The following is a 25,822-nucleotide window of genomic DNA, read 5'->3' on the forward strand; positions in this document are numbered from 1 at the left end:
CCCTTGATAACACTGGAGGGGTACGGGTGGCGTCACGCCGGCCGTCGTGCGTGGGCGATCCGGGGCGTCGACCTGCGGATCGCTCGCGGCGAACGGGTGCTGCTGCTCGGCCCCTCCGGTGCCGGAAAGTCCACACTGCTGCACGCGATGGCCGGGCTGCTCCCCGGTGACTCGGGCGAGTCCGAGGGGACCCTGACCGTCGCCGGGCACACCGGCATCGTCTTCCAGGACCCGCAGGCGCAGCTCGTCATGTCCCGCGCGGGCGACGAGGTCGCCTTCGGCCTGGAGAACCTCGGCTGGCCCGTCGAGAAGCTGTGGCCCCGCGTCGACGAGCTGCTCGGCCGGGTCGGCTTCCCCTACGGCCGGGACCGGTCCACCGACAGCCTCTCCGGCGGCGAGCAGCAGCGATTGGCGCTGGCCGGAGCGCTCGCCCCCCGTCCGGAGGTGCTGCTCCTCGACGAGCCCACCGCCAACCTCGACCCGGCCGGTGCCGCGCTGGTCCGGGCCGCGCTGCGCGACGCGGTCGACGCCGACACCACCGTCGTCCTGATCGAGCACCGCATCGCCGAGGTGCTGGAGCTCGTGACCCGCGTCGTGGTCCTCAGCCCCGGTGGCGGAGTTCGCGCGGACGGCCCGCCCGCCCTGCTCGACGGCCCGCTCGGCGACGAGCTCGCCGCCGACGGGGTCTGGGTGCCGGGGCGGTCCGTGCCGGTCTTTCCCAGCCGGACGACGCCCGGCGACACGGTGATCTCGACATCGGCGTTGCGGATCCGCGACATCACCTACGCCGATCTGGAGATCCACGCCGCCGAGGCGCTGGCGATCACCGGGCCCAACGGGAGCGGCAAGTCCACCCTGGCCCTGGCCCTGGGCGGGCTGACGAAGCCGAGCGGCGGGGTGGTGCGTACCCCCGAGGGGGAACCGCGGCGCTGGCGCGCGCGTCTCCTGGCCGAGCGGATCGGGTCGGTCTTCCAGAACCCGGAGCACCAGTTCGCGACGACGACCGTACGGGCGGAGCTGGCGCTCGGCGGCACCGCGCCGGAACGCGTCGACGAGCTGCTGGAGCGGTTGCGCCTGGCCCACCTCGCGGGTGCCAACCCGTTCACCCTCTCCGGTGGCGAGGCGCGGCGGCTCTCCGTCGCGACGGCGCTCGCGGCGCGGCCGAGGACGCTCATCCTGGACGAGCCGACCTTCGGGCAGGACCGTCGTACGTGGACAGAGCTGATCGGCATGCTCGCCGGGCTGCGCGACGACGGCCACGCGATCGTCGCCGTCACCCACGATCCCGACGTCGTCGGATCGCTCGCCGACCGCCACCTGGCCCTTCCGGCGCGGCAGTCATGACCGGCACCCGGGCACCGCTGGCCCGGCGCGCGCCGGTCGCGAAGATCGGTGCGGTGCTGATCCTGTCGATCGCCGTCCTCACCTCCCGCGACCCGCTCGCCCTCGGCCTGGTGATCGGCGTATCGCTGCTGCTCTCGCCGTTCTTCGGCATCGCGCCGTGGACGCTGCTCCGGCGCGCCTGGCCCGCGCTGCTCGGGGCCGCCACCGTCATCTTCTCCCTGGCGCTCTTCGCCGCCGACCGGTCCGGCGACGTCCTGCTGCACGTCGGCCCGCTGCTCATCACCACCACGGTCCTGGACAACGCCGTCTCGCTCGCCCTGCGGCTCATCGCCGTCGCGCTGCCCAGCGTCCTGGTCTTCAGCACCACCGACCCGACCGACCTCGCCGACTCGCTGATGCAGCACGCGAAGGCGCCGCCCCGGTTCGCGATCGGTGCGCTCGCAGCGTTTCGACTGGTCGGGCTCTTCAGCGACGAGTGGCGGCTGATCGCGATGGCTCGGCGGGCGCGCGGCATCGATGCCGGGCTCAATCCGATCGCCCGGTTGCGTACCTTCGCGAGCACGGCGTTCACCCTGCTCGTCAGCGCGATCCGGCGGGGCACCCGGCTCGCGACCGCGATGGACGCCCGGGGCTTCGACGCCGGGCTGCCCCGCAGCGTGGCGCGCCCGATGCCGTTCAGCCGGTCGGACTGGCTCTTCCTCGCCGCCGGCACCGTACTGGCGGCAGCGGTGGCCCTGATCACCCACCGCTGACCACCGCTGACCACCGCTGGCCCACCGCTCGCCTGCCCAAGATCGCCGCAACTCTTCAAGAGTTGGTCCTAAGACGGGTCGGCCCCGCTCCTCCGGTCGGTGGGATCATCACGGCATGACTGCTGTGATCCATCCAGGTCCGATCGAACGGCTCATGGTCGTCACCAACGAGGTGCTGATCCGGCTGCGCGGCGAGGACACCGGCGGTGAGCTCTCCATCGTGGAGTTCACGCTGCCCGCAGGCTCCACCGGCGCTTCGCCGCACATCCATCACGGGCACGCGGAGGAGTTCGTCATCATCACCGGCGAGGTGACGTTCGACCTGGTCACGGATGGGGAACCGGCGGTCGGGGTGGTGGGTGCGGGTGGCACGGTCTCCGTACCGAGCGGGGTGGCGCACGGCTTCCGGAACACCTCCGACGCCGAGGCGAAGCTGATCGGCCTGTTCCGGCCCGCGGGCTATGAGGCCTACTTCCGCGACGTCCACGAGATGGTCATGTCGGGCCACGTCCCGACCCCGGCCGACCTCGCCGAACTCCGAGCGCGCTACAACACGACCTCGCTGTAGCGCTCGCGATCACGCGCGATGTATGGGACCAACTCTTCAAGAGTTGCGGCGATCTTGCGAGACCGGGGCTACAGGCTGTGCGCTACTTGCCGGTCACGATGCCGACCGCGATCGCCAGCACGATCGCGTTGTAGAAGAAGCTGATCACGCTGTGCACCATCACGTGCCAGCGCAGCGCCCGGCTCTGCACCTCGACGTCGGACGCGGCGAAGGAGACCCCGAGCGTGAACGAGAAGTAGAGGAAGTCCACCACGTTCGGGTGCGGGCAGGCCGGAAACCGCCACTCGGTCCACTGGGCGTAAAAGCGCGCGTAGCCGAGGTGCAGCAGCATCCACGCGGCGACCATCACGACGACACCGAGGCCGGTGATGAGCGATGTGTACTCGTCCTTGTCGGAGTCGCCGAGGACATCGAGGGCAGCACCGAGACCGGTGAGGCTGGCGGCCGCTGTGAAGAAGAAGCTGAAGCGGCGGCCGAGCAGCACCGCGCTCCACTGCGGCGGCGCCGGTTCGGGGACATTCGGATCGCTGAGGCGCTGCCGCCGGATCCGGAAACCGCCGATGATCAGATAGGTGATCGCGACGGTGCTCCAGAGCAGCAGAAACAGCACCTGGGACTCGGAGGTGTCGCCGCCGAAGACGGTGAAGGCGAAGCCGCCGACGGCGAGCACCACCTCGGTGGCCCGGAAGATCAGCGCGCCGACCTGCCGTCGGACGGTGGCGATCGTCTGCGACATGACCACCCCCGTGCACCCTGTGTCCGGTTTGTCCCGGACGACGGAAATGCTAGCCGATGGTCGGCGCGACCGGCCGCGTCATGGCCCGATGGTCGGCACGACCCGGCTGTGTCATGACCCGATCGCCGGCGCGACCGGGCTGTGTCATGACCCGATCGCTGGCGCGACCGAGCTGTGTCATGACCCGATCGCTGGCGCGACCGGGTTTGGCAGCGCGCCGCCGAAGCGGCGGTCACGCTGGGCGTAGAGCTCGCACGCATACCACAGGTGGCGGCGGTCGAAATCCGGCCAGAGCACGTCGAGGTAGATCATCTCGGCGTACGCGCTCTGCCACAGCAGGAAGTTGGAGGTGCGCTGCTCCCCCGACGGGCGCAGGAAGAGATCCACCTCGGGCACCTCGGGGTGGTAGAGGTAGCGCGAGAAGAGCTTTTCATTGATCTTGTCAGGCTTGACCCGCCCGGCCGCCACATCGCGGGCGATCGCGGCTGCGGCATCGGCGATCTCGGCCTGCCCGCCGTAATTGACGCAGAACTGCAGCGTCAACGTCGAGTTGTGCCTGCTCATCGCCTGCGCCGTCTCCAGCTCGTCGATGACGCTCTTCCAGAGCCGCCCGCGCCGCCCCGACCAGACCACCCGCACACCCAACTCCACGAGCTGGTCGCGGCGCCGCCGGATCACGTCGCGATTGAAGCCCATCAGGAAGCGGACCTCCTCGGGCGACCGCTTCCAGTTCTCCGTCGAGAAGGCATATGCCGACAGGTAGGGGATGCCGAGCTCGATCGCGCCCTCGATGGCGTCGAAGAGTGAGTGCTCGCCCTGCTCATGGCCCTTGGTCCGGGGCAGGCCACGGTCCTTGGCCCAGCGGCCGTTGCCATCCATCACGACGGCGATGTGCTTGGGCAGGGCATCCTTGGGCAGCGCGGGCGGACGGGCGCCGGACACGTGCGGGACTGGCGCCTTCGGTGCCCTCACGGACTGCCGGGACATAATCACTGCTTACCGCTCTCCTCGATCAACCAACGGCAGCGAGCGTAGCGCTCTTTCCAGGTGCCACTGCAAGTGCGCCGCCACAAGTCCGCTACATTCCCGCCCCTCCGCGCGCGCGGCCGCGTCGGCGACCGACCAGTCGCCCCCCATCAGGGCGATCATCAGGTCGAGGGTGGCCGGGCTGGGATGGCCCGCGCCGGGCGGTCGGCAGTTGGAACACACCACACCCCCGGCCGGTACGGAGAAAGCCCGGTGCGTGCCCGGGCTGGCACAGACCGCACAGGCGGTGAGCGCCGGTGCCCAGCCCGCCTCCGCCATCGCCCGCAGCAGAAACGCGTCGAGCACCAGGCTGGTGGCGTGATCGCCGACGGAGAGCGCCCGCAGCGCCCCCAGCGTGAGCTGGAACAGCCGCAGCGTCGGCTCGCCCTCCTCCGGGCTCAACCGCTCGGCCGTCTCGACGATCGCCGACGCCGTCGTGTAACGCGAGTAGTCCTCGACGAAGTGCTTGCCGAAGAGGCTGATCCCCTCCGCCTGGGAGACCGTGTGCAGCCCGCTCCCCTGCGCCCACTGGACGTCGACGTGGCCGAAGGGCTCGAGCCGGGCACCGTATTTCGAGGTCATCTTGCGGACGCCCCGGGCAACAGCCCTGATCCGGCCGTGTCTGCGGGTGAGCAGGGTGACGATGCGGTCGGACTCGCCGAGTTTCTGCGCACGGAGGACGACCGCGTCATCGCGGAAGAGTGGTCGTCGCATCCCGGGCACGAGCTCATTCTGCCCTGTGCCCCCGACAGAGCTTTACGCCTACCAATACTTGATCAACAATCTTCCGGAAACAATCAATCGGTGCGATGCTGTTGCGGATCCGGTGGCGCCCTCCGCCGGCCCACGACGCCCCACCCGCCCCACAGAGATCGGGGTGGCTCGTCCGCCCGGACAAGCCACCCCGATCGCCCGTTTCAGCCGTCCCCGGTTCAGCGCATGAATCCCAAGCTCGATAGAGCAGCACGGGTGTCTTGCGCCCATCTCTGGTATGACGGAACCTGCTCCAACTGCTCCAACCTGATGTTTTCCGCCAGCAGGTTGTAGTGCGACTTCGTGTCTGGAAGCAGGCCCTGAACCAGGGTCTTGGGTGCGGGGATCCGCTCAACCTCCGAGGGGCGTCGAGGGACGCCCAACTGCCGATCACTCAGCCCAGAGGAGCCAGAGGCGACTCGCAGGGCATCGCCATCAGCCAGCATCCACGCTTCGGTGGTCTGGACAGGGATCACCTTGACCACATTGCGAAGGCCCAACGGCTCAAGCGTACGAAAGAACGAGTGGAACCACTCGTCGGCTTTCCGGTAATCCCGATGGACGAAGATCAAGTCGTAGTCGCCTCCGTCGGATTCGAGACTGCGGCGCAGATCGGCATGGTCAGCGATCGAGTACAGGCTGTACTGCTCGACCTCTTGCACATCCACGTGCGACGGGCAGTCCTGAATCAGCTTCTCCAGCCCTCTGCTCAGCACGCCGGGAAGGAAGTAGCAGTCTGAGGATCCCTCCGCGATCAGCACGGTCTGCAGATATCTCACCTTCACCGCTCACCCGCAGCGAGATACCTCCGCCACTCGCTCTTGGTCATCCTCGGCTCAGCAGCCGACGTCGAGTCCTCGGGAAGCCTGAGAATCTTCGACACCCTGCTCGCCGGGCCGCCGCCGCCCACCCTTGAGACGACATCGACGAAGACAACGACAGATGGGCGCAACGGATCGGTCCCGGTCAGCGCCTTGGCGACCACAGGAGCGTGAGTCGACGACAACACCTGCACCGGCATCCGGTCGACCTCGGATCGCCGCACGCGTTCGCCGATGATCTCCAGCAGGTTCACCAGATGAGGAGGATGAATGCCGTTCTCCGGCTCCTCCAGACAGACAAGGCCGCCCCGATTCTCGTGAACCGCCGTCAGCAAGCCGAGAGTCCTGAGCGTTCCGTCGGATGCCGCGACCGCCGGCACGGACTGCCTGCTGCGATCGGTGAAGACCACATCTCGCTGACGGCGCTTCGGGTCGTCCTCGATTCGCAGATCGATGATGTCCGGCACGACAGCATGCAGTTCCGAACGTAGGTCGTTGAAGACGCCCTCGGGCCGGTCGATGGTTCCGGTCTCAACCGCCAGGCGGCGAAGTGCGTTGGCGACGTTGGCGCCCCTCGGGGTCATCGGCTCGCGCTCGTCGTCGTAGCTGCTCGGCTCGCGGACGCAATCTGGTTCGATCTGTGCTGTCATCCACCGGGAAAAGACTTGGCGCAGTGCCACCAGCTCTGGATAGACCGGGGCACTGGTGATGGTGGACAGGACCGATCGAACGGGTAGCGGGCCGCCTACGTGAGCCTCACCCCTGTCCCGCCGTGTCAGGATGAATTGGCGCGTCACTTCATCCTGGCTGAGCAGCGGCTCGATGACCTCACCGTCTGCCGAGATCGCCGACACGGACTCGCCCCTGAGCACCAACGAACGCCCGCCGCTATGGCTGTCCACGATTCCAACGACCAGTTCGTACCGCAGGCGGGTCCGCAGCACGGGGGCATCGGCATCCAGCTCGTCCTTGACGGTCTCCGGAACGGAGAGTTCAACGGCGAAGCTGGCCGTATCCATGGTCGTGCCGTCGGCGTAACGGTGGAAGAACTGGTCCAGACCGCCGCGCACCTGCTTCGCCGCGTCGGACAAATTCCCCTCCGAGGCCCCCCGCAGGAATTGGAGGGCCTCGAAGAGGTTCGACTTACCGCTTGCATTACGGCCGAGCAGGACCAAGAACGGCGGCACGTCCAGCGAAAAATCCCGGAACGTCTTGAACCCGTCGATCTCAATCCGCGTCAGCACAGCGACAACCTACAGCGCGGGCGGCGTCAGGACCCCGATGACGGACTCGACCGCTGCGGCGATCCGGTACATCCGGTCGTCGGCGAGCGTCGGTGCCATCACCTGGAATCCGACCGGCAGCCCGTCCGAGAGTCCACAGGGGACCGAGATCGCCGGACCGCCGTAGAGGTTGGTCGGGATCGTGTAGAGGTCCGCCAGGTACATCTGGTAGGGATCGGCCGTCCGCGCACCCAGCTCGAACGCCGTGAACGGCGTCGTCGGCGACACCAGCACGTCCACCTGCTCGAACGCCGAGGTGAAGTCCCGCGTGATCAGCGTGCGGACCTTCTGCGCCTGGCCGTAGTAGGCGTCGTAGTAGCCCGACGACAGCGCGAACGTGCCGAGGATGATGCGGCGCTTCACCTCGGGGCCGAAACCGGCCTCGCGGGTCAGAGACATGACCTCCTCCAGCGAGCGGTTGCCGTCGTCACCCACACGCAGGCCGAACCGGACGCCGTCGAAGCGGGCCAGGTTGGACGAGCACTCGCTCGGCGCGATCAGGTAATAGGCGGGCAGCGCGTACTGGAAGTGCGGGCAGGAGACCTCGACGACCTCGGCACCGAGCTTCGTCAGCGCCTCCACCGTCTCGGTGAACGCCGACATGACGCCGGACTCGGCGCCTTCGCCGGAGAACTCGCGGACCAGGCCGATCTTCACACCGGTCAGGTCGCCGGAGGCGCCGAGACGAGCGGCGGCGACCACGTCCGGCACCGGGGCCGGGATCGAGGTCGAGTCGCGCGGGTCGTGCCCGGCGATCGCCGCGTGCAGCAGCGCCGCGTCGAGCACGTTGCGCGCGCACGGGCCCGGCGTGTCGAGCGAGGAGGAGAAGGCGACCAGCCCGTAGCGGGACGTGCCGCCATAGGTCGGCTTCGCACCGACGGTCCCCGTGACGGCGCCCGGCTGCCGGATCGAGCCGCCGGTGTCCGTACCGATGGAGATGGGCGCTTCATAGGCGGCGAGAGCCGCAGCGGACCCACCGCCGGAACCACCGGGGATCCGGGTGAGGTCCCACGGGTTGAAGGTGGGGCCGTAAGCCGAATACTCCGTGGAGGAGCCCATCGCGAACTCGTCCATGTTGGTCTTGCCGAGCATCACGGTCCCGGCCGCGCGCAAGCGCTCGACCAGCGTCGCGTTGTAGGGCGGGCGCCACCCCTCCAGGATCTTGGACCCGGCCGTCGTCGGCACGCCCTTGGTCGCGATCACATCTTTGACCGCGATGGGTACGCCCGCCAGCGGGCCCAGCTCAGCACCGGCCGCCCGGCGCGAGTCGACCTCGCGGGCCGCTGCGAGTGCGCCATCCGTGTCGACGTGCAGGAACGCGTGCACCCGGCCGTCGACCTCGGCGATCCGGTCGAGGTGGGCCTGGGTGACCTCCACCGCCGACGCCTCGCCGGACGCGATCAGTGCCGCCAGCTCGACGGCCGTCTTCGTGGTGAGCGACATCTCAGGCCTCCTCGGTCAGGATCTGCGGGACGCGGAAGCGGTTCTCAGCCTGGTCGGGTGCTCCGGAGAGCGCCTCCTCGCGGGTGAGCCCCGGCACGACGACGTCCTCGCGGAGCACGTTGGTCAGCGGCACCGAGTGCGACGTGGGCGGGATGTCCCCGGCTGCGACGTCACCGATGCGAGCCACCGACTGGAGGATGACATCGAGCTGACCGGCGAAAACGTCCAGCTCCTGCTCGGTGACGGCGAGCCGCGATAGGCGCGCGAGGTGCGCTACCTCTTCGCGGGAGATGGCGGCCATGATGCCCCCTTGAGACAGGTGCGGATGGAAGACCTGCCGAGTCTATTTGTCTGACTCGACAGGCTCACCAGCGGCCCGGGCCAACTGCGGCCCGGGTGACACGTCGGTGTCGGCGGGCCACTCGGGTTCGGGCTCGGGCCGGCGCGGTGCGGTGGGCGTCGCGGGGCGGGTGAGCTGCCGCGCGCCGGGGACGGTGGTCCGGGACATCCAGTCGACCAGCTGGGCCGCGGCCATCGGCCGGGCGTAGAACCAGCCCTGGGCGACCTCGCAACCGGCCTCGTGCAGCAGCCGCCAGATCTTCTCGTCCTCGACGCCCTCGGCGACGACCCGCAGTCCGAGCGCACCGGCGAGCTCGATGATCGAGCGGACGATCGCGGCGTCGTCGGGATCGTCGGTCATGCCCAGCACGAAGGACCTGTCGATCTTCACTTCGGCGAGCGGCAGGCGGCGAAGGTGCTGCAGCGAGGAGTAGCCGGTGCCGAAGTCGTCGAGCGCGATCGCGACGCCGAGCCGGTCGAGGCGCCCCAGCGTGATGAGTACGCGATGCGGATCGGCCATCAGGGCCTCTTCGGTGATCTCCAGCTGGATCTGGTCGGCGGTGACCCCGCGGGTGCGCAGCAGCTCGGTGATGTGCTCGACGATGTCGTCGCTGTGCAGGTCACGGACGCTGACGTTGACCGCGCAGCGCAGCTTGAGCGCCATCGGCCGCCACGTCGCGAGCTGGGTGATCGTCTGGTCCAGCACCCAGCGGGTGAGCTGCCGCATCACCGCGCTCGGCTCTGCTGCCTTGATCAGCTCCTCCGGGTCGACCTGGCCGAAGACCGGGTGCTGCCAGCGCAGCAGGGCCTCCACGCCGACGATCTCGCCGGAGTCGATCGCGATCTGGGGCTGGTAGTGGATGCAGAGGCCGCCGCCGTCGGGCGACTCCAGGGCTCGGCGCAGGTCGCCGACGAGCGCGAGCCGCCGGGGCGTGTTGTGGTCGGACTCGGGGGCGTAGACGGCGACTCCGTCGCCCCGGTGCTTCGCGTCGTACATCGCGACATCGGCGTGGCGCATCAGCGTGGCGAAATCCCGCCCGTGCTCGGGGTAGAGCGCGATGCCGACGGACCCGCTGACATCGAGCGGCAGCCCGTCGAGGGTGACCGGGGTGGCGAGCGCCCTGGTCACGTTGGCCGCGACCGCGCGGGCCTGCTCCGCGCCCGACAGCCGGGGAGCCACGATCGCGAACTCGTCGCCGCCGAGGCGGGCCACCAGGTCGCCGGGGCGGGCCGCCCGGGCCAGCCGATCGGCGACGGCGACGAGCAGCCGGTCGCCGACGGCGTGCCCGAGGGCGTCGTTGACGTTCTTGAAGCGGTCCAGATCGAGCAGGAGCAGGGCGAAGACCCGGCTCTCACCGTCGGCGGACCGGGCGTGGTCGATCGCGGCGGCGGCCACCTCGGCGAGCAGGACCTTGCGGTTGACCAGGCCGGTCAGGGAATCGACGCGGGCGAGCCGGCTCTGCTCGCTGGAGAGCACGGAGAGCCGCTGCACCGCGACGAGCGGCACGATCGCGAGTGGCACCAGCAGCGGGTTCATCTCCGACGCAGCGGCCAGGATCGTGCCGAGCAGCAGCAGCGCACCGGTGGTGAGCGCCTCGGGGACGAGCGGTCCCGCGAAGATCTGCCAGAACCGGCCGCCGAAGCGCAGCCAGACGGCGGCGGCGGTGGAGGCGTACGCGGTGAGGAACCACAGCGCCGCACCCACGAGGGCGCCGATCATCCCGTCGTTGAAGCGCAGCACCACAGCGGCGAGGGAGAGGGCCATCGAGTATTGCGCGATGTTGAAGATGGCCCGCCAGGCCTTGTGCCGCATCCGCCAGGACGAGACGACCACGGCCGCCGCCTGCACCGCCACCGCCGGGCCCAGCCCGACGGTGAGCAGGATGGCGAAGGCGAAGCAGGTCGACGGGAAGACCGCCGAGCTCATCCGGCGCATCGTCGGCGGGCTGAAGGGCCAGGCGTCGCCGGCGAGGGCGAGCCCGGCCATCAGCCAGAAGGCGAGCGTCACCTCGCGCGTGTCGGGGGTGATCCGGACCCATGGGATGGCGAGCAGCGTGGCGGCGAGAACCACCACGATCACGACATAACCAATGAACCGTCCAGAACCCCTGGTCGGGGCGCTGTTCCGGAGTGCCTCCCCAGCACCCGGGCGCAGCGTCGTGGTCCCCATTGCCCACCTCCTGCGCGCCGGTGTCATCGGCACCTCGGTAGCGTGACTCCACCCTATGACCGACCAACCATTGTTGCCCGACCCAGGACACGCCGTGACCTATTCGCAATAGATCATCGTGACCGTAATTCTTCTGGTGTGGATCAAATCAGCCACGACACGCCAGAACAAATTCCGGCTTTGTGGACTCTTCCACTCAGCCTTGCGCAATTTCGTCGGAATCTTGCGTAGAAGCGGCCTCTAGCTGCGGAATCTCCGGCCCCTCGATCAGCAGCCGCTCGAATCCGGCCTCGTCCAGAATCGTCAATCCCAGCGATTGCGCCTTCTCGAACTTGCTGCCCGGGGAATCACCCACGACGACGTAGCTGGTCTTCTTGGAGACGGATCCGGTGACCTTGCCACCCCGCGACGTCACGGCCTCGCCGGCGGCATCACGAGTGAAGCGATCCAGCGTGCCGGTGATCACAAAGGTCAATCCGGTGAAGGGCTTGGGCGAGTCGTCATGGATCCGCTCCTCCTCCAGCTGCACCCCGGCCGCGCGCCACTTCTCCACGATCTCGCGGTGCCAGTCGACCGTGAACCACTCGATCACGGACTCGGCCATGATGCCGCCGACCCCCTCGGCCGCCGACAGCTCCTCCACGCTCGCCGACGCGATCGCGTCGATCGAACCGAACTGCGCCGCGAGCGCCTGTGCCCCGGTCGGGCCGACGTGCCGGATCGAGAGCGCCACGAGCACCCGCCACAGTGGACGCCGCTTCGCCTCCTCCAGGTTGAGCAGGAGCTTGTTGGCGTTGGTCGAGAGTGAACCGTTCTGGTTGACGAAGAAGGGGCAGGCCGCGAGGTCGTCGATGGTGAGCCCGAAGAGGTCGCCCTCATCGGTGATCACCTTGCTCTCCAGCAGCGCCACCCCGGACTTCATGCCCAGCACCTCGATGTCGAGACCGCTGCGCCCGGCCAGGTGGAAGATCCGCTCCCGCAGCTGCGCCGGGCAGAGCCGGGTGTTGGGGCAGCGGATGTCGATGTCGGACTCTTTGCTGGGCGCGAGCGCCGAACCGCACTCGGGGCAGACCGTCGGCATGACGAAGGGCCGCTCGGTGCCGTCGCGCAGGTCGACGACCGGGCCGAGCACCTCGGGGATCACGTCACCCGCGCGGCGGATCGTCACCGTGTCGCCGATGAGCACGCCCTTGCGCGCCACCTCGCTCTGGTTGTGCAGCGTCGCGCTGGTGACCGTGACGCCACCGACGTGCACCGCCTCCAGCACGGCGTAAGGCGTGACGCGGCCCGTGCGGCCGACGTTGACCGCCACGTCGAGCAGCTTGGTCGTCGCCTCCTCGGGCGGGTATTTGAAGGCGATCGCCCACCGGGGCGCCCGGCTCGTCGAACCCAGCCGGCCCTGGATCGGCACCTCGTCGACCTTGACGACCACGCCGTCGATGTCGTGGGTCAGGTCGTGCCGGTGCTCGCCGTAGTAGGCGATGAACTCGCGGACCTCGTCGAGGCTGTCGAGCACCCGCCACTGCTCGCTCGTGGGCAGGCCCCACTCTTTGAGCTGCTCATAGGCCTGCGACTGGCGCTCGGGGGCGAAACCCTCGCGGGCACCGATGCCGTGCACGGTCAGGTGCAGCGGGCGCGAACCCGTGATCGAGGCGTCTTTCTGCCGGAGGGAGCCGGCCGCAGCGTTGCGCGGGTTGGCAAAGGGGCGCTCCCCCGCCGCGACGAGGCTCGCGTTGAGATCGGCGAACCCGGCGGTCGGGAAGAAGATCTCCCCCCGCACCTCCACGAGGTCGGGGATGTCGTCGCCCTTGAGCGTCTTGGGCACGTCGGCGAGGGTGCGCACGTTGGCGGTGACATCCTCGCCGACCCGGCCGTCACCACGGGTCGCCGCGAGCACCAGCCGCCCCTTGCGGTAGGTCAGGTTGATCGCCAACCCGTCGATCTTGAGCTCGCACAGGTAGGTCACCTTGCTCACGGCATCGCGCTCGACCCGCTCGAACCAGCCCGCCAGCTCCTCATCGGAGAAGGCGTTGTCGAGGCTCAGCATCCGCTCGGCGTGCTGCACCGACGCGAAGGTGGTCGAGGCGGCGCCGCCGACCTGCTGCGTCGGCGAGTCGAGCGAGACGAGCTCGGGGTGGTCGGCCTCCAGCTGCTGCAACTCGCGCATGAGCAGGTCGTAATCCGCGTCGGAGACGACGGGCGCGTCCAGCTCGAAATAGCGCCGCCGGTGCTCCTCGATCTGCAAGGTCAGCTCAAGGACGCGCCGCCGGGCCCGATCGAACTCGTCCCCGGACGCCGTATCCACAATCACCGTCTCAGCCCCAGTCACCCGAGAAATCTAACCCGCCGGTACGACATTTCTCCGCCCGCCTGGCCAGCCCATAATTCGCGTTGATCAAGGGAAGACTCACCATCTCGGGTGTCCGATATGCGGCGAGTCTTCCCTTGATCAACGCGAATTATGGGGCGGGGTCGTTAGTCGTCGGAGAGGCGTTGGGCCGCCTCGCGGCAGGAGATCGTTATCGCCTTCGCCGCCGACGGGGTGGCACCGGCCAGGCCGCAGGTGGGGGCGACCGCCACCCGTTCGGGGAGCATCGCCTTGGGGAAGCCCAGGTGGCGCCAGACCTGCTCCACCTCCTCGGCCAGCTTCGCGGCGGGCTTCGGCGGACCCGTCGTGGGAGCCACTCCGGCTATCACGTCCAGGCCGGCCTCGATCGCCTCGCCGAGGGGGTCCAGGTCCTTGACGAGGGACAGGTCGACCGCGATGGCGGCGGCACCGGAGCGGACGGCGATCTCGATCGGCGGGTCGGCGGCGCAGCAGTGCAGGATCACCGGGGCACCGACCGCCTCGATCAGGGTCCGCAGCGTCTCGCTGGCCCGGTCGGCGGTGACGACGCGCAGCGTACCCAGACCGCTCTCGGTTTTGATCTGGCCCGCCATCGCCGCGGGCAGTGACGGTTCGTCGACCTGGAGCAGGATCTCCGCGCCCGGAACGCGGCGGCGGACATCGGCGACGTGCAGCCGCATGCCCTCGGCGAGCGAGACGGCGAGGTCGCGCACCGCACCGTGGTCGCGCAGGAGCGCGCCACCGATCGGCAGCTGGAGCGAGGCGGCCAGGGTCCACGGACCGGCGATCTGGAGCTTCAGCGGGCCGGCATAGCCCGCGAACTGCTCGGTCAGCGCGTCGAGGTCGCGGTCCCAGAGGTCCAGCGCCCGGCGCAGGTCCTTGCCGGGGCGGGAGGCGATCTGCCAGCGCGAGACGTAGAGCTCGACCGGCATGTCGATGAGAACCGCGGCGCTCCGGCCGATCATGTCGGCGCCGATGCCCCGATTAGGCAGCTCCGGCAGGTAGGGCAGATCGGGCAGCTCGTCGGCGACGAGCTTGACCGCGTCGACGATGTCGAGGCCGGGCAGCGAGCCGATGCCGGTGGCGGAGGCGCGCGGCCAGCGGGCCATCAGCGGGCGCCGGTGATCGTCGCGGAACCGAGAACGACGTCGCCGTCAGACTCGGGCCGATAGACGACCACGGACTGACCTGCGGAGATGCCGCGCACCGGACGGTGCAACGTGGCGGTGAGCGTGGCGCCGTCGGCATGGACGGTGGCGGGCACCGGCTCGCCGTGCGCGCGCAACTGCACCTGCGCCTCGATCGTCTCGGCGACCGGGACGGTCCACACCGGACGGTCGGCCGTGACCGTGCCGACGTCCAGCGCCTCCACCGGGCCCACGGTGACGGTCCTGGTCACCGGCGTGATCGAGAGCACGTAGCGCGGGCGCCCATCCGCCGCCGGACGGGTGAGGGCGAGGCCCTTGCGCTGGCCGACGGTGAAGCCGTAGGCGCCGTCGTGGCCACCGAGCACATTGCCGTCGGTGTCGACGATCTCGCCCGGCTCGTCGCCGAGGTGCTTGCGCAGGAAGCCCTGGGTGTCGCCGTCGGCGATGAAGCAGATGTCGTGGCTGTCGGGCTTGGCGGCGACGGCCAGGCCTCGGCGAGCCGCCTCGGCCCGCACCTCGGTCTTGGTGGAGTCGCCGAGCGGGAAGATCGAGTGGTCGAGCTGCTGCCTGGTCAAGACACCTAGCACGTAGGACTGGTCCTTATCGGGGTCGACTGCCCGGCGCAGCAGCCCGTCGGGGCCGAGCCGGGCATAGTGGCCGGTCGCCACGGCGTCGAAGCCGAGCGCCATGGCGCGGTCCAGGACCGCGGCAAACTTGATCTTCTCGTTGCAGCGGAGGCAGGGATTGGGGGTACGCCCCGCCTTGTACTCCGCGATGAAGTCGTCGACCACGTCCTCCTGGAACTCCGCCGACATGTCCCAGACGTAGAACGGGATCCCGAGGACATCCGCCGCGCGCCGGGCGTCGTGGGAGTCCTCCAGGGAGCAGCAGCCGCGAGCGCCGGTGCGGTAGGACTGCGGATTACGCGAGAGCGCCAGGTGCACTCCCGTCACGTCATGCCCGGCGTCGACCGCCCGGGCAGCCGCCACCGCCGAGTCCACTCCCCCAGACATGGCCGCCAGCACTCGCACCGCCCCAGCCTACCCGCCCACCCTCGCCCGCCTCCGCACGGCCGATATTCGCGTTGATCAAGGGAAGACTCACCATCTCAGGTGTCCGATATGCGGCGAGTCTTCCCTTGATCAACGCGAATTATGGGGTGGGTCAGCGGTGGCGGAGAGCGTTGGCCCGGCGGGCCCGTTCCACCGCGGGCGGGAGCGCGGCCAGGAGGGCGTCTATCTCCTCGGCGGTGGAGGTGTGGCCGAGGGTGAAGCGCAGGGACGAGCGGGCCAGCGCGGGGTCGTCGCCCATCGCCAGAAGGACGTGGGAGGGCTGCGCCACACCCGCTGAGCAGGCCGAACCCGTCGAGCAGGCGATGCCCTGCGCGTCCAGGAGCATCAGCAGGGCGTCGCCCTCGCAGCCGGGGAAGGCGAAGTGCGCGTTGCCGGGCAGGCGGTCGACGGCGTCACCGTTGAGGATCGCCTCCGGTACGGCGGCCCGCACCCGGGCGATCAGCTCGTCGCGGAGCCCGGCGAGTCGGGTGGCGTGCTCGGCCTGCGCCTTCACGGCGGACTCGACGGCGACGGAGAATGCGACGACACCGGCCACGTCGAGGGTGCCGGAGCGCACGTCGCGCTCCTGGCCGCCGCCGTGCTGCAGCGGGGTGCAGGCGATGTCGCGGCCGAGCAGCAGGGCACCGACACCGGTGGGGCCACCGAGCTTGTGCCCGGTGACGGTGAGCGCTGCGACACCGCTGGCGGCGAAGTCGACGGGGATCTGGCCGACCGCCTGGATCGCGTCGGTGTGCATCGGGATGCCCGCGTGCGCGGCGACCCGGGCCAGCTCGGCGATGGGCTGGACCGTGCCGACCTCGTTGTTGGCCCACATGGCGGTGATCACGGCGATCTCGTCACCATGCTCCTCGATCGCCTCGGCGAGCGCCTCAGGCGCGATCCGGCCGGTCGGCGTCACGGGGAGCCAGGTCACCGAGGCGCCCTCGTGCTTCTCCAGCCAGCAGATGGCGTCGAGGACGGCGTGGTGCTCGATCGAGCTCGCCACGACTCGCTGGTGGGCGCCGGACTCGGCGCGCCGGGCCCAGAAGATGCCCTTCACGGCGAGGTTGTCACTCTCCGTGCCACCACCAGTGAAGATCACTTCGGACGGGCGGGCACCGAGGTGTGCCGCGACCCGCTCCCTCGCCTCCTCGACCATGCGCCGGGCACAGCGGCCCGGACCGTGCAGCGAGGAGGCGTTGCCGGTGTGTCGAGCTGCTTCGACGTACGCATCCAACGCCTCGGGAAGCATGGGCGTTGTCGCGGCGTGATCCAAGTAGGCCATCGCAATCCAGCGTAACGGGTGCTGGAGATCGCGCAGGGCCGCCCGGCACTCCGGACGGCCCTGTGACACACGCGCGAGGTTATTTGCGCTTGCGGATCTCCTCGGCTGCCTGCGGCGCCACCGCGAAAAGGTCGCCGACGACGCCGAAGTCGGCGAGCTCGAAGATCGGCGCCTCCGTGTCCTTGTTGACGGCGACGATCGTCTTGCTGGTCTGCATACCGGCCCGGTGCTGGATGGCACCGGAGATGCCGAGCGCGATGTAGAGCTGCGGCGAGACCGTCTTACCGGTCTGGCCGACCTGGAACGAGTGCGGGTAGAAGCCCGAGTCGACGGCGGCCCGCGAGGCACCGACGGCCGCACCGAGCAGGTCGGCGAGCTCCTCGACGACCTTAAAATTCTCCGCGGAGCCGACACCGCGACCGCCGGAGACGACGATCGAGGCCTCGGAGAGCTCCGGCCGGGCACCCTTCGTCTCGGCGACCCGCTGCACGACCGTGGCGAGCTTCGCCTCGGCGGGCACCGTCACCTCGACGGTCTCGACCGCGCCTGCGGCCGGGGCCGGGCTCGGCGTGAGCGAGTTGCCCCGCAGGGTCACCAGCGGGATGCCCCGGGTCACCTTCGAGTGCACGATCGTCGAACCGGCGAAGGCGACCTGGGTCCCCACGCCGTCGGCGGAGAGCTCGACGACATCGGTGAGGATGCCGTTGTCGAGCTTGACCGCGAGGCGACCCGCGATCTCCTTGCCCTCCTGGGTGCTGCCGAGCAGCACGGCGGCGGGCGACGTCGCGCGGACGATGTCGGCGAGCACGGCGGCCTTGGGCGCGACGAGGAAGCCGGCCAGGTCTTCGTGCTCGGCGACGAGCACCTTCGCCGCGCCGTATTCGGCGAGCTTCTCGGTCAGCGGCGCGGCGGTGCCGGGGGCACCGAGCACGACGGCGACCGGGGTGCCCAGGTCGCGAGCGAGGGTGAGCAGTTCCAGCGTCACCTTCTTGAGCACGCCGTTGGCGGACTCGACCACCACAAGAACGTCAGACATGGTTACCTCACACGAACTTCTCGGTGGCGAGGAACGCGACGAGCTGAGTGCCGCCGTCCCCGGAGTCGGTCACCTTCACGCCGCCGGAGCGCGGCGGGCGCTTGCTGTGGTCGACGACGGCGCTGGTGGCACCGGCGACGCCCACGGTCGAGGCGTCGATCGACAGGTCCGCGAGCGCGAGCGTGGAGACCGGCTTCTTCTTCGCCGCCATGATCCCCTTGAAGGAGGGGTAGCGCGGGTCGTTGATCGTGTCCCAGACGCTGACCACGGCGGGCGTGGCGGCCGTGACGACCTCGTAGCCCTCCTCGGTCTGCCGCTCGATGGTGAGCTGCGAACCCTCGATGGTCAGCTTGCGCGCACCGGTCAGCGCCGCGACGCCGAGGCGCTCGGCGAGCATGTGCGGCAGCACCTGGCCGCGCGCGTCGGTCGACTCCGCACCGCAGATCACCAGGTCGGGCTCCAGCGTGCGGAGCGCGGCGGCGATCACGGCCGAGGTGGCGACGGCACACGATCCGCGCAGCGCCTCATCGCTGACGTGGACGGCGTTGTCCGGTCCCATGGACAGAGCCTTGCGAATCGATTCGGTGGCGCGTTCGGGACCCATGGTCAGGAGGGTGACCTCGCCGCCATGCGCTTCCTGGATCCGCAGTGCCTCCTCGATGGCGTACTCGTCCATCTCGTTGATCACGTTATTTGCCGACCCGCGGTCGACGGTGTTGTCGTCATTGCGCAGGTTGCGCTCCGCGCCGGAGTCCGGCACCTGCTTGACGAGTACGACGATCTTCATCGTGCTTCGACGACCCTCCTGTGGATGGTGCAACCGCTGGCGAGCCTACCGCCGCGAGGACGGAAGCTAAACGCTCGTTCATGTGTTCTTACCCAATGGGATGTGCCCGTATGCCCAGAGCCTGAGCCTTGAGTTACCCAGGCCACCTAGATTACCAGCCGGTAACATAGGTGATTCACCCGATGTGTTGTGACACAACTCACGACGTCATTCCTGACGGGCAGTAGAGTCCAATATGCAGGAGGTGGCATGAAATGTCCGCTCAGTTGACATCCGCCCTGCCGACCGATGCGCCCACCGGCACCGATGACGATGCCGCAGCGGCCCCGGACGGGCAACATCACCCACTGGCCGAGCCCGACGAGCACCAGTGCTCGTGCGGTCGGCTCCGCGAGGAGTGCGTCCGCGACACGGTCCGCTCGCTATGGAGCAGCTGACGACCCGGACGCCAGGGTCAGCGGCACGCAGAGATAGTCCTCGTCGGCGAAGTCGACGGCCGCCACCAGCGAGCCGGTGGCCGTCGGCGCAGCACCCACGAGATAGGTCACGCCCAGGCAGAAGCTCCAGCCCGCCGCGGGCGACGATCGGGGTCGCTCGAACATCGGCGGCCGATCCACCGGCGGATCCGCCACTGCGACGGTGACCTCGACCACCGCGCCGGGAGCCAGCACCCGCATCGACGTCGGCGGCTCGGGCACGGTGGGGTGGCCGTCCGGCGGGAGCGGGACCCGGCCCACGAAGATCTCCACCGCGTCGCCGGGTCCGGTCACGACATAGGGCTCGCGCTGCTCGTGAAACACGACGGGGCGGGTGTCGTCGTTGCGCAGGCGATAGGTCACCCACACTCGACCGGTCTCCGACCGGGTCCCCGCCCTCAGCTCCACGAGAGGGCGGGGGTCCGCCGGAGCGGGCCGGGGAGCCCCGCACCCCGCCAGCAGCACCGCGACCAGCCACGACAGGCGTCTCATACCGCGTACTTCCGGCGCTGGTTCAGGCCCATCTCGGCGCGCAGACCGTTTTCCGTCAGGTCGAACGGGTGGTCGGGGTCGAGCCGCATCGGAGTCCGCGGGTCGTTGTCGTCGTCGATCGGCAGGCCGACGGCGACCCGCTCCAGGTTGGTCGTCTCGTGCCACTGCCCGTCAGGCCCCACGAACCGGTCGGGATCGGCCGGGTTGTGGTAAGTGCCCAGATCTGCCGTGCCGTGGGTGAAGTCCCACTGGTGGGCCAGCTCGTGATAGAGCACCCCGACCGGCGGGGTGCCGCCGAGCAGCGTGTTGAAGGCGGGGTTGTAGGCCACGACGCCGTCGCTCGTCGCCCTGCCGTTGTCGGTGGCGAACTCGATGATGGTGAGGTGGTCGACCGGCCCGTTGGCGACCCCCGCGTCGAGTCCCGCGAGCATCTGCTGCCCGACCGGAGAGGTGCGCAGGAGGTCGAGGTCGGCCTGCACCCGCTCGACGAACTCCGGCGAGCCCTCGACCCGCACCTCGGTGCCGACGTTGCGCAGCTCGACCGTGACCTGCTGCTCCACACCCGTGACCGGACCGGCCGAGGTCAGGTGGGCGATGTCGCGACCGGCACCGCCGTCCACGGTGTCGCTCCCCGCACCGGAGTAGAGCACGTCGGCGCCGCCCCGCCCGGTGATCCGGTCGTCATCGGTGCCGCCGGAGACGATGTCGTTGCCCGCACCGCCGTCGACGGCGTCGCGACCGGTGCCGCCCTCCACGAAGTCCCGGCCGTCGCCACCGGCGAGATGATCACCGCCCGCGAGCCCGTAGAGCGTGTCGTCGCCCCAGCCGCCGTCGACGATGTCGTCGGCGGCGCCCGCGTCCACATAGTCGTTGCCCGCGCCGCCGCTGACCACGTCGGCGCCGCCACCGGCGAGGATCCGGTCGTCGCCGCCGAGGCCGAGCAGCCGCTCGGTGCCGTCGCCGCCGACGAGCAGGTCGCGCCCGTCGCCGCCGAGGACGGTCAGCCGGACAGCACTGCCAGGGGCGACGACGACGGAATCGTCGCCGTCGCCCGTGCGGATGGTCACCTCGGCATCGGCGGCGAGGAGCCACCGGCCCCCGTTGACGTCGACCACCCGTTGACCCGCCTCGTCGATGAAGACTCGGACGTCGTCGTTGCCCGCGCCGGTGGCGATCACCACCCGGTGACCGTCGCGCAGCACGAGCGTCTGCGAGCTCTCCCCGGGCAGCAGGAACGGATCGCCGCCCTCGGCCACCCCCCGCCACGCGTCGCCGATCTGCTGCCAGCGCGGCAGCGTGCGGCGGACGGTCTCGGCATGGCCGGTGAGGCGCTCGCTCAGCTCCTTGCGGGTGCGCCCGGCCGCCGCGACGGCGGCTCGGACCAGCGCGGCCTGCGCCGCGTCGGCGGGGAGGAAGACCACCCGGCCCGGCTCCCGCCGCTCGTCGAGGGCGACGGTGACGCAGAGTTTGCGCAGCTGGCCGGCGAGCTCGGTGTCGGCGGCCCGCATCGACTCGGCGGTGGCCCGCACAGCGGCACCGACGTGATCGGCGAGCTGCTGCGCGGCGGCGAGATCGGCGGCGACCCGCTTGCGGTGAGCCGCGTAGGCCGAGGCCGCCGAGCCGCTCCAGGAGCCCGGCACGGTCGCCCTGGCCTGCGCGTCCCAGGAGCGCAGGCGCTCGTCGGCGCGGCGGAGGATCGTCTGCCACAGCGTGCCGGCCCGGCCGAGCTCGGACCAGTCGTGCTCCAGCCGCCACACGTCGGCCACGATCAGCTCGCGGGTCATATCTCCCGCCCCCGAGCCCGCTGCAGCAGCTGTCCGGCGCGCCGGTCGGCCTCCGCGTAGGCGAAGGCGACGCGCCAGACCCGCTCCGCGTCACCCTCCACGACGGCGAGCAGCCGCCGGACGGCGATGTCCGCCGCATCGATCACGTTTTCCTGCGCCCGGCGCAGGGCGTCGACGCCCGGCACCGCCGGATAGGCGCCGGAGGCCGGGGTCAGCATGCCCATCTCGGGCCGCCAGGCTGCGCCGATCTGCTCGGCGACCTCCAGCGTGCTCTGCGCGAGCCTGTCGAGCTCGTCTGCCTGTGTCCGCATGCGACGGACGTTAGCGACGATCGGCAGCGCGCAGGACCGGCTGTGGACAACTACTCGATGATCGAAGTCCCATCGAAGATGTACGGCGTCGTCGTGGTGACCGGGATCAGTCCGAGACGTTGCAGGATCGGCCGGCTGTCGGGCGACGCGTCGACCTGGAGGTAGGAGTAGCCGCGCTCGGCGGCGAGCCGGGCCCGCCACTCCGCCACCGCCTTGTAGATCCCCTTGCCCCGCCACTCCGCCAGCGTCGACCCGCCCCACAGGCCGGCGAAGCCGGTGCCGGGGACATATCGGATCCAGCCGGCCGAGACGACCACGTCATCGGCCTCGGCGACGACGACGGTCAGCGCCGTCGGGTCGGCGGCGAGTTCGCGCTCCAGGGCGTCGGCGAGCCACCCGCGGGAGCCGTCGCCCCAGACCGCCTCCTCCATTCCGGCGATGCGGTCCAGGTCGGCGCGGCTGGTGACCTCACGCAGGCGTACCCCCGGGATGTCGCGAAGCGGCGCGGCCGCGAGCGGGGCGACCGGGCCGATCACGACGGTCTCCTCCTCCTCGGGCACGAAACCCGCGGCGAGCAGGCGGGCCGGGAGGTCGGCGGGCAGGTCGTGGGAGTGGTATTTCCACTCGACGGACTCGCGGCGCTCAGTGAAGATCCGGACCTGCCGGGCGATCAGCTCGTCGATCCCGGCGCCGTCGAGCCCGCGCAGGTCGCGATAGGTGACGAACCCGCCCCGGCCGATGCCCGTGACCCGCACCAGCGGACCGTCGCGCTCGACGACCGTCCCGGCCGGAGCGGGGTCGGGAAAGTCGGGGCGCAACTGCTCGTCATAGAGTGCTAGCAGGGCATTTGGGTCTGTCAGTGTGGTCACCAAGGGATACTAGGCAGGTGCTGGCAGCGCTCCGCAAATGGTTTGATCCCCGCGAGATACGCGAAACCGGGACCACTCCCGACTATCGATTCTCCCTCGCCAACGAGCGGACCTTCCTCGCCTGGATCCGGACCGGCCTGTCGCTCGTCGCGGGCGGACTCGCGATCGCCCAGTTCGTGCCGCCGCTCGCCATCCCCCACCTGCGCGAAGTGCTCGCCGTCGGCCTGCTCTTCCTCGGTGGGGCGTGCGCACTGCGGGCGGTGGACCACTGGATCCGCTGCGAGATCGCGATGCGCGAGGGGCGTCCGCTGCCCGCGTCGCGCTTCCCGGCGGTCCTCGCGCTCATGGTCGGGGTCGGCGTGCTGCTGCTCTTCCTCTCCGTGCTGATCCAGACCGGCAGGTCGTGACCACCGGCGCGGCGGTGGAGCGGACCCGGCTCGCGTGGCGCCGGACGATGCTGGTGACCTCGGTGGTCGCGATCGTCATGGTGGTCGCGGCCGTGCACGGCGGGATCAGCCCGACCGAGGCCGGTGCGCTCACCCTGGGCATGCTGGTCTGGCTGGGCTTTCTCATTCTCAGCCAGCGCCGGATCCGAGCGTTGAACGCCTCGACGGCCGGTGACCCGCCGGAGATCGCCCGCACGGTCACCTTGGCCGGACTCGCCATCGCTCTGCTCGCCACCCTGGGCCTGGTTCTCCTCTAACGCCGCGCCGCGCCGCGCCACGCCGTGCCGCGCTACAAGCTCGCGCTCACCCTGGTCACGTTTTGCAGCAAAGCGTGGCTTCGCGAAGCGAAATGGCCACGCTTTGCTGCAAAACGTGACCGAGGCGCGGCAGTCACGGCCCGGCGGCACGCGGTGGCGCGCGCACAGGGGTGAATGTCTGGCGTAAACGCGAAGAATTCTCTAGGCTCCGCGGCCATGGGCATGACGAGGATCACATCGGCGCTCGGCCTCGCGGCCCTGAGCGCCGCGCTGATGGTGGGCCTGACCCCGGCCGCCGCATCGGCGCACGACGAGCGCACCACCCGTACGCTCGACGGCACCGGCAGCGTGCCGACCTATCGGACCGAGGGACCCACCCTGCTCGTCTGCAAGGCGGACCGCGCCGACTTCGAGAGCCGGATCGCCGCCTTCCCCGCCGAGCTCAAGGCGGCGAACCTCGCCCTGTGGACCGCGTGCCAGGCCGGCGGGTTCCGGCACCTCCAGGCCGCGGTCGACGCGATCACGCTCCCCGGCACGATCGTCAAGGTCCTGCCCGGCCTCTACCTGGAAGAGCCCAGCCTGGTTGCGCCCACCGCCGACTGCGCCGACGAGAGGTTCGCCGGGCGCAAGTCGGTCATGTACGGGTACGCCATCCTCGAGTACGCCGACCAGGAACGTTGCCCGCACCTGCAGAACCTCGTCGCGATCATGGGCAAGAAGGGCGTCCAGATCGAGGGCACCGGGGCCGACCCGAAGGACGTCGTCTTCGACGCGCAGTTCAAGAAGCTGAACACGATCCGGGCCGACCGCGCCGACGGTGTCTATTTCCGCAATCTGACGGCGCAGAAGAGCCAGTTCAACGCGATCTACATCATCGAGACCGACGGTTTCGTCATCGACAAGTCGGTCGGCCGGTGGAACGACGAGTACGGCTTCCTCACCTTCGCCACCGACCACGGCCTCTACACCGACTGCGAGGGCTACGGCAACGGCGACAGCGGGGTCTACCCCGGCGCCGCCTCCGACATCAACAAGCAGCGCGGCTATGTCGTCCCGCGTTACGCCATCGAGATCCGCAACTGCTACAGCCACCACAACGCGCTCGGCTACTCCGGTACGGCAGGCGATTCGGTCTGGGTGCACGACAACCGGTTCGAGGAGAACTCGACGGGAATCTCCACCGACAGCGCATTCCCCGATCACCCGGGCATGCCGCAGAACCACTCGAAGTTCGAGCACAACATCATCGCCGACAACAACGTCGACTACTACGGATACACCCGCGACGGGACCTGTAAGAAGCCGTTCGAGCAGCGCGGATACGAGAGCGGCGTGGTCTGCAACACGGTCGGCGTACCGGTCGGCGGCGGCGTGATCAACCCGGGCGGCAATTACAACATCTGGCGCGACAATTACGTCTACGGCAACAATTACGCGGGCTTCATCACAAGCTGGGTGCCGGGCTTCGTGCGCAACGACACCGGCTTCGCCCAGCAATTCGACACGTCGCACCACAACCGCTACTACGGCAACTCGATGGGTGTGACGCCCGAGGGCAGGGCCGCCCCCAACGGCCTGGACTTCTGGTGGGACGGGCAGGGCGTCCACAACTGCTGGCGCAACCCGACCTCGACATCCGGCTCCTACCCCGAGGCGCTACCGGTCTGCGGCGACGACGACCTCGCCGGGATCGGCACGACGCGCTGGATCGGCGAGCCCGCCGGGACGCTGAAGATGTACACCTGCGCCAACTACTCCATCAGCGAGCAGCGCATCCCGGTCGACTGCGACTGGTTCGGGGCGAGCGGGCTGCAGCGCATCGAGGTCAAGTGGGCGCTCGGCGAGGCGATCGTGCTGGTGCTGCTCCTGATCGGCCTGGTGCTGCGCCGCCTGCGCGGCTCCCTGCTCGCCACGGCCGGCCTCGCGGTCACGGCCGTCGGCCTCGGCCTCGGCGTCGTGGGCGCGCAGGAGATGGGTTCGCCGCTCAACGCCGTCGGCCTCGCGCTCGTCGGCGCCGGCTTCGTCGGGGTCGCGCTGGGGCTCCGCCATCGGGGTACGCGAGCCCTCGGCTCCTTGACGCTGCTCATCGCACTCTTCGCGCTGCTGGGCGCCGTCGACCGAGGGCTCGTCATGATCCCCTACATTCCGGTGTCGCCCGCACTCGTCCGGGTGCTGCTGGAGGCCGTGTGGATCCCATGGGCCATGATCGCAGTCCTGGTCGTACGGCGGCCGACCGTCGGCGTACCCGCCGAAGGAGAGCCGGACCCGCTGCCGGCGTGAGCAACGCCAGATCTCGT

25 protein-coding genes are annotated in these 25,822 nt (G+C 69.8%); 7 read left to right on the top strand and 18 right to left on the bottom strand.

Going from position 1 to position 25,822, the window contains the following annotated elements; all coding sequences use genetic code 11:
- The first annotated feature begins 3 nt into the window (after positions 1-3).
- The 3 genes from F4553_RS15390 (at position 4) to F4553_RS15400 (ending at position 2,664) form a co-directional block, all read left to right on the top strand.
- Positions 4-1,344 carry an ABC transporter ATP-binding protein gene (locus F4553_RS15390; RefSeq protein WP_184836587.1) on the top strand — a complete coding sequence of 447 codons (1,341 nt, stop codon included), beginning with the start codon at positions 4-6 and terminating at the stop codon, positions 1,342-1,344.
- Positions 1,341-2,096 carry an energy-coupling factor transporter transmembrane component T family protein gene (locus tag F4553_RS15395; RefSeq protein WP_184836590.1) on the top strand — a complete coding sequence of 252 codons (756 nt, stop codon included), beginning with the start codon at positions 1,341-1,343 and terminating at the stop codon, positions 2,094-2,096. Before F4553_RS15390 ends, F4553_RS15395 begins: the two co-directional genes overlap by 4 nt.
- 115 nt (positions 2,097-2,211) lie before the next feature.
- Complete coding sequence (locus tag F4553_RS15400) at positions 2,212-2,664, top strand: cupin domain-containing protein (protein WP_184836592.1); 453 nt, start codon at positions 2,212-2,214, stop codon at positions 2,662-2,664.
- Between the two features lie 82 nt (positions 2,665-2,746).
- Here the strand turns inward: F4553_RS15400 and F4553_RS15405 are convergent, their stop codons facing one another.
- The 14 genes from F4553_RS15405 to F4553_RS15470 form a co-directional block, all read right to left on the bottom strand.
- Positions 2,747-3,400, bottom strand: coding sequence for a DUF1345 domain-containing protein (locus F4553_RS15405; RefSeq protein ID WP_184836594.1), 654 nt, complete (start codon positions 3,398-3,400; stop codon positions 2,747-2,749).
- A gap of 177 nt (positions 3,401-3,577) precedes the next feature.
- Positions 3,578-4,387, bottom strand: a complete 810-nt coding sequence (locus F4553_RS15410) for an isoprenyl transferase (RefSeq protein WP_184836596.1) — start codon at positions 4,385-4,387, stop codon at positions 3,578-3,580.
- 9 nt (positions 4,388-4,396) lie between these two features.
- On the bottom strand, positions 4,397-5,149 hold the full coding sequence (recO, locus tag F4553_RS15415; protein ID WP_184836598.1) for a DNA repair protein RecO: 753 nt from the start codon (positions 5,147-5,149) through the stop codon (positions 4,397-4,399).
- Positions 5,150-5,358: 209 nt separating this feature from the next.
- Positions 5,359-5,940, bottom strand: coding sequence for a DUF4276 family protein (locus F4553_RS15420; protein ID WP_184836600.1), 582 nt, complete (start codon positions 5,938-5,940; stop codon positions 5,359-5,361).
- A 20-nt stretch (positions 5,941-5,960) separates the two neighbouring features.
- Complete coding sequence (locus F4553_RS15425) at positions 5,961-7,244, bottom strand: AAA family ATPase (RefSeq protein WP_184836602.1); 1,284 nt, start codon at positions 7,242-7,244, stop codon at positions 5,961-5,963.
- Positions 7,245-7,253: 9 nt separating this feature from the next.
- Positions 7,254-8,726, bottom strand: a complete 1,473-nt coding sequence (gene gatA / locus F4553_RS15430) for an Asp-tRNA(Asn)/Glu-tRNA(Gln) amidotransferase subunit GatA (protein WP_184836604.1) — start codon at positions 8,724-8,726, stop codon at positions 7,254-7,256.
- Between the two features lies 1 nt (position 8,727).
- Positions 8,728-9,027 carry an Asp-tRNA(Asn)/Glu-tRNA(Gln) amidotransferase subunit GatC gene (gatC, locus tag F4553_RS15435; protein ID WP_184836606.1) on the bottom strand — a complete coding sequence of 100 codons (300 nt, stop codon included), beginning with the start codon at positions 9,025-9,027 and terminating at the stop codon, positions 8,728-8,730.
- Positions 9,028-9,069: 42 nt separating this feature from the next.
- On the bottom strand, positions 9,070-11,235 hold the full coding sequence (locus tag F4553_RS15440) for a putative bifunctional diguanylate cyclase/phosphodiesterase (protein ID WP_221469904.1): 2,166 nt from the start codon (positions 11,233-11,235) through the stop codon (positions 9,070-9,072).
- 196 nt (positions 11,236-11,431) lie between these two features.
- Positions 11,432-13,564, bottom strand: coding sequence for an NAD-dependent DNA ligase LigA (gene ligA, locus F4553_RS15445; protein WP_376776219.1), 2,133 nt, complete (start codon positions 13,562-13,564; stop codon positions 11,432-11,434).
- Between the two features lie 146 nt (positions 13,565-13,710).
- Entirely contained in the window at positions 13,711-14,691 is a 981-nt protein-coding gene (locus F4553_RS15450) for a methionine synthase (RefSeq protein WP_184836608.1), read from the bottom strand.
- Positions 14,691-15,761, bottom strand: a complete 1,071-nt coding sequence (gene mnmA, locus F4553_RS15455; RefSeq protein WP_184836610.1) for a tRNA 2-thiouridine(34) synthase MnmA — start codon at positions 15,759-15,761, stop codon at positions 14,691-14,693. Before mnmA ends, F4553_RS15450 begins: the two co-directional genes overlap by 1 nt.
- A 133-nt stretch (positions 15,762-15,894) precedes the next feature.
- Positions 15,895-17,067 (bottom strand): cysteine desulfurase family protein, encoded by a 1,173-nt coding sequence (locus F4553_RS15460; RefSeq protein ID WP_184836612.1) that lies wholly within the window; start codon positions 17,065-17,067, stop codon positions 15,895-15,897.
- A gap of 79 nt (positions 17,068-17,146) precedes the next feature.
- Positions 17,147-18,103 carry an electron transfer flavoprotein subunit alpha/FixB family protein gene (locus F4553_RS15465; RefSeq protein ID WP_184836614.1) on the bottom strand — a complete coding sequence of 319 codons (957 nt, stop codon included), beginning with the start codon at positions 18,101-18,103 and terminating at the stop codon, positions 17,147-17,149.
- 7 nt (positions 18,104-18,110) lie between these two features.
- The gene (locus tag F4553_RS15470; protein WP_184836616.1) at positions 18,111-18,890 is read right to left on the bottom strand and encodes an electron transfer flavoprotein subunit beta/FixA family protein; all 780 of its coding nucleotides are present in this window, start codon (positions 18,888-18,890) and stop codon (positions 18,111-18,113) included.
- Positions 18,891-19,144: 254 nt separating this feature from the next.
- Here F4553_RS15470 and F4553_RS15475 point away from each other — a divergent pair, with 254 nt between their 5' ends.
- Complete coding sequence (locus tag F4553_RS15475; protein ID WP_184836618.1) at positions 19,145-19,327, top strand: hypothetical protein; 183 nt, start codon at positions 19,145-19,147, stop codon at positions 19,325-19,327.
- Here F4553_RS15475 and F4553_RS15480 read toward each other — a convergent pair.
- Genes F4553_RS15480 through F4553_RS15495 form a run of 4 tightly spaced genes read right to left on the bottom strand, consistent with a single transcriptional unit; the run spans position 19,313 to position 22,813 of the window.
- Positions 19,313-19,858, bottom strand: coding sequence for a hypothetical protein (locus F4553_RS15480; RefSeq protein WP_184836619.1), 546 nt, complete (start codon positions 19,856-19,858; stop codon positions 19,313-19,315). The two genes, F4553_RS15475 and F4553_RS15480, sit on opposite strands and share 15 nt — an antisense overlap.
- Positions 19,855-21,642 carry a M91 family zinc metallopeptidase gene (locus tag F4553_RS15485; protein WP_184836621.1) on the bottom strand — a complete coding sequence of 596 codons (1,788 nt, stop codon included), beginning with the start codon at positions 21,640-21,642 and terminating at the stop codon, positions 19,855-19,857. The genes F4553_RS15480 and F4553_RS15485 overlap by 4 nt, the downstream gene beginning before the upstream one ends.
- On the bottom strand, positions 21,639-21,953 hold the full coding sequence (locus tag F4553_RS15490; RefSeq protein ID WP_184836623.1) for a hypothetical protein: 315 nt from the start codon (positions 21,951-21,953) through the stop codon (positions 21,639-21,641). The genes F4553_RS15485 and F4553_RS15490 overlap by 4 nt, the downstream gene beginning before the upstream one ends.
- Positions 21,954-22,003: 50 nt before the next feature.
- Complete coding sequence (locus F4553_RS15495) at positions 22,004-22,813, bottom strand: GNAT family N-acetyltransferase (protein ID WP_184840780.1); 810 nt, start codon at positions 22,811-22,813, stop codon at positions 22,004-22,006.
- A 26-nt stretch (positions 22,814-22,839) separates the two neighbouring features.
- On the opposite strand from F4553_RS15495, the gene F4553_RS15500 reads away from it, so the two are divergent.
- The 3 genes from F4553_RS15500 (at position 22,840) to F4553_RS15510 (ending at position 25,805) form a co-directional block, all read left to right on the top strand.
- On the top strand, positions 22,840-23,229 hold the full coding sequence (locus F4553_RS15500) for a YidH family protein (protein ID WP_184836625.1): 390 nt from the start codon (positions 22,840-22,842) through the stop codon (positions 23,227-23,229).
- On the top strand, positions 23,226-23,525 hold the full coding sequence (locus tag F4553_RS15505) for a DUF202 domain-containing protein (RefSeq protein ID WP_184836627.1): 300 nt from the start codon (positions 23,226-23,228) through the stop codon (positions 23,523-23,525). The genes F4553_RS15500 and F4553_RS15505 overlap by 4 nt, the downstream gene beginning before the upstream one ends.
- A 216-nt stretch (positions 23,526-23,741) precedes the next feature.
- Positions 23,742-25,805: a right-handed parallel beta-helix repeat-containing protein gene (locus F4553_RS15510; RefSeq protein ID WP_221469905.1), complete on the top strand. Its 2,064-nt coding sequence runs from the start codon at positions 23,742-23,744 to the stop codon at positions 25,803-25,805.
- Positions 25,806-25,822 lie beyond the last annotated feature (17 nt).

The organism is Allocatelliglobosispora scoriae, from assembly GCF_014204945.1.
Classification (GTDB): Bacteria; Actinomycetota; Actinomycetes; order Mycobacteriales; family Micromonosporaceae; genus Allocatelliglobosispora; species Allocatelliglobosispora scoriae.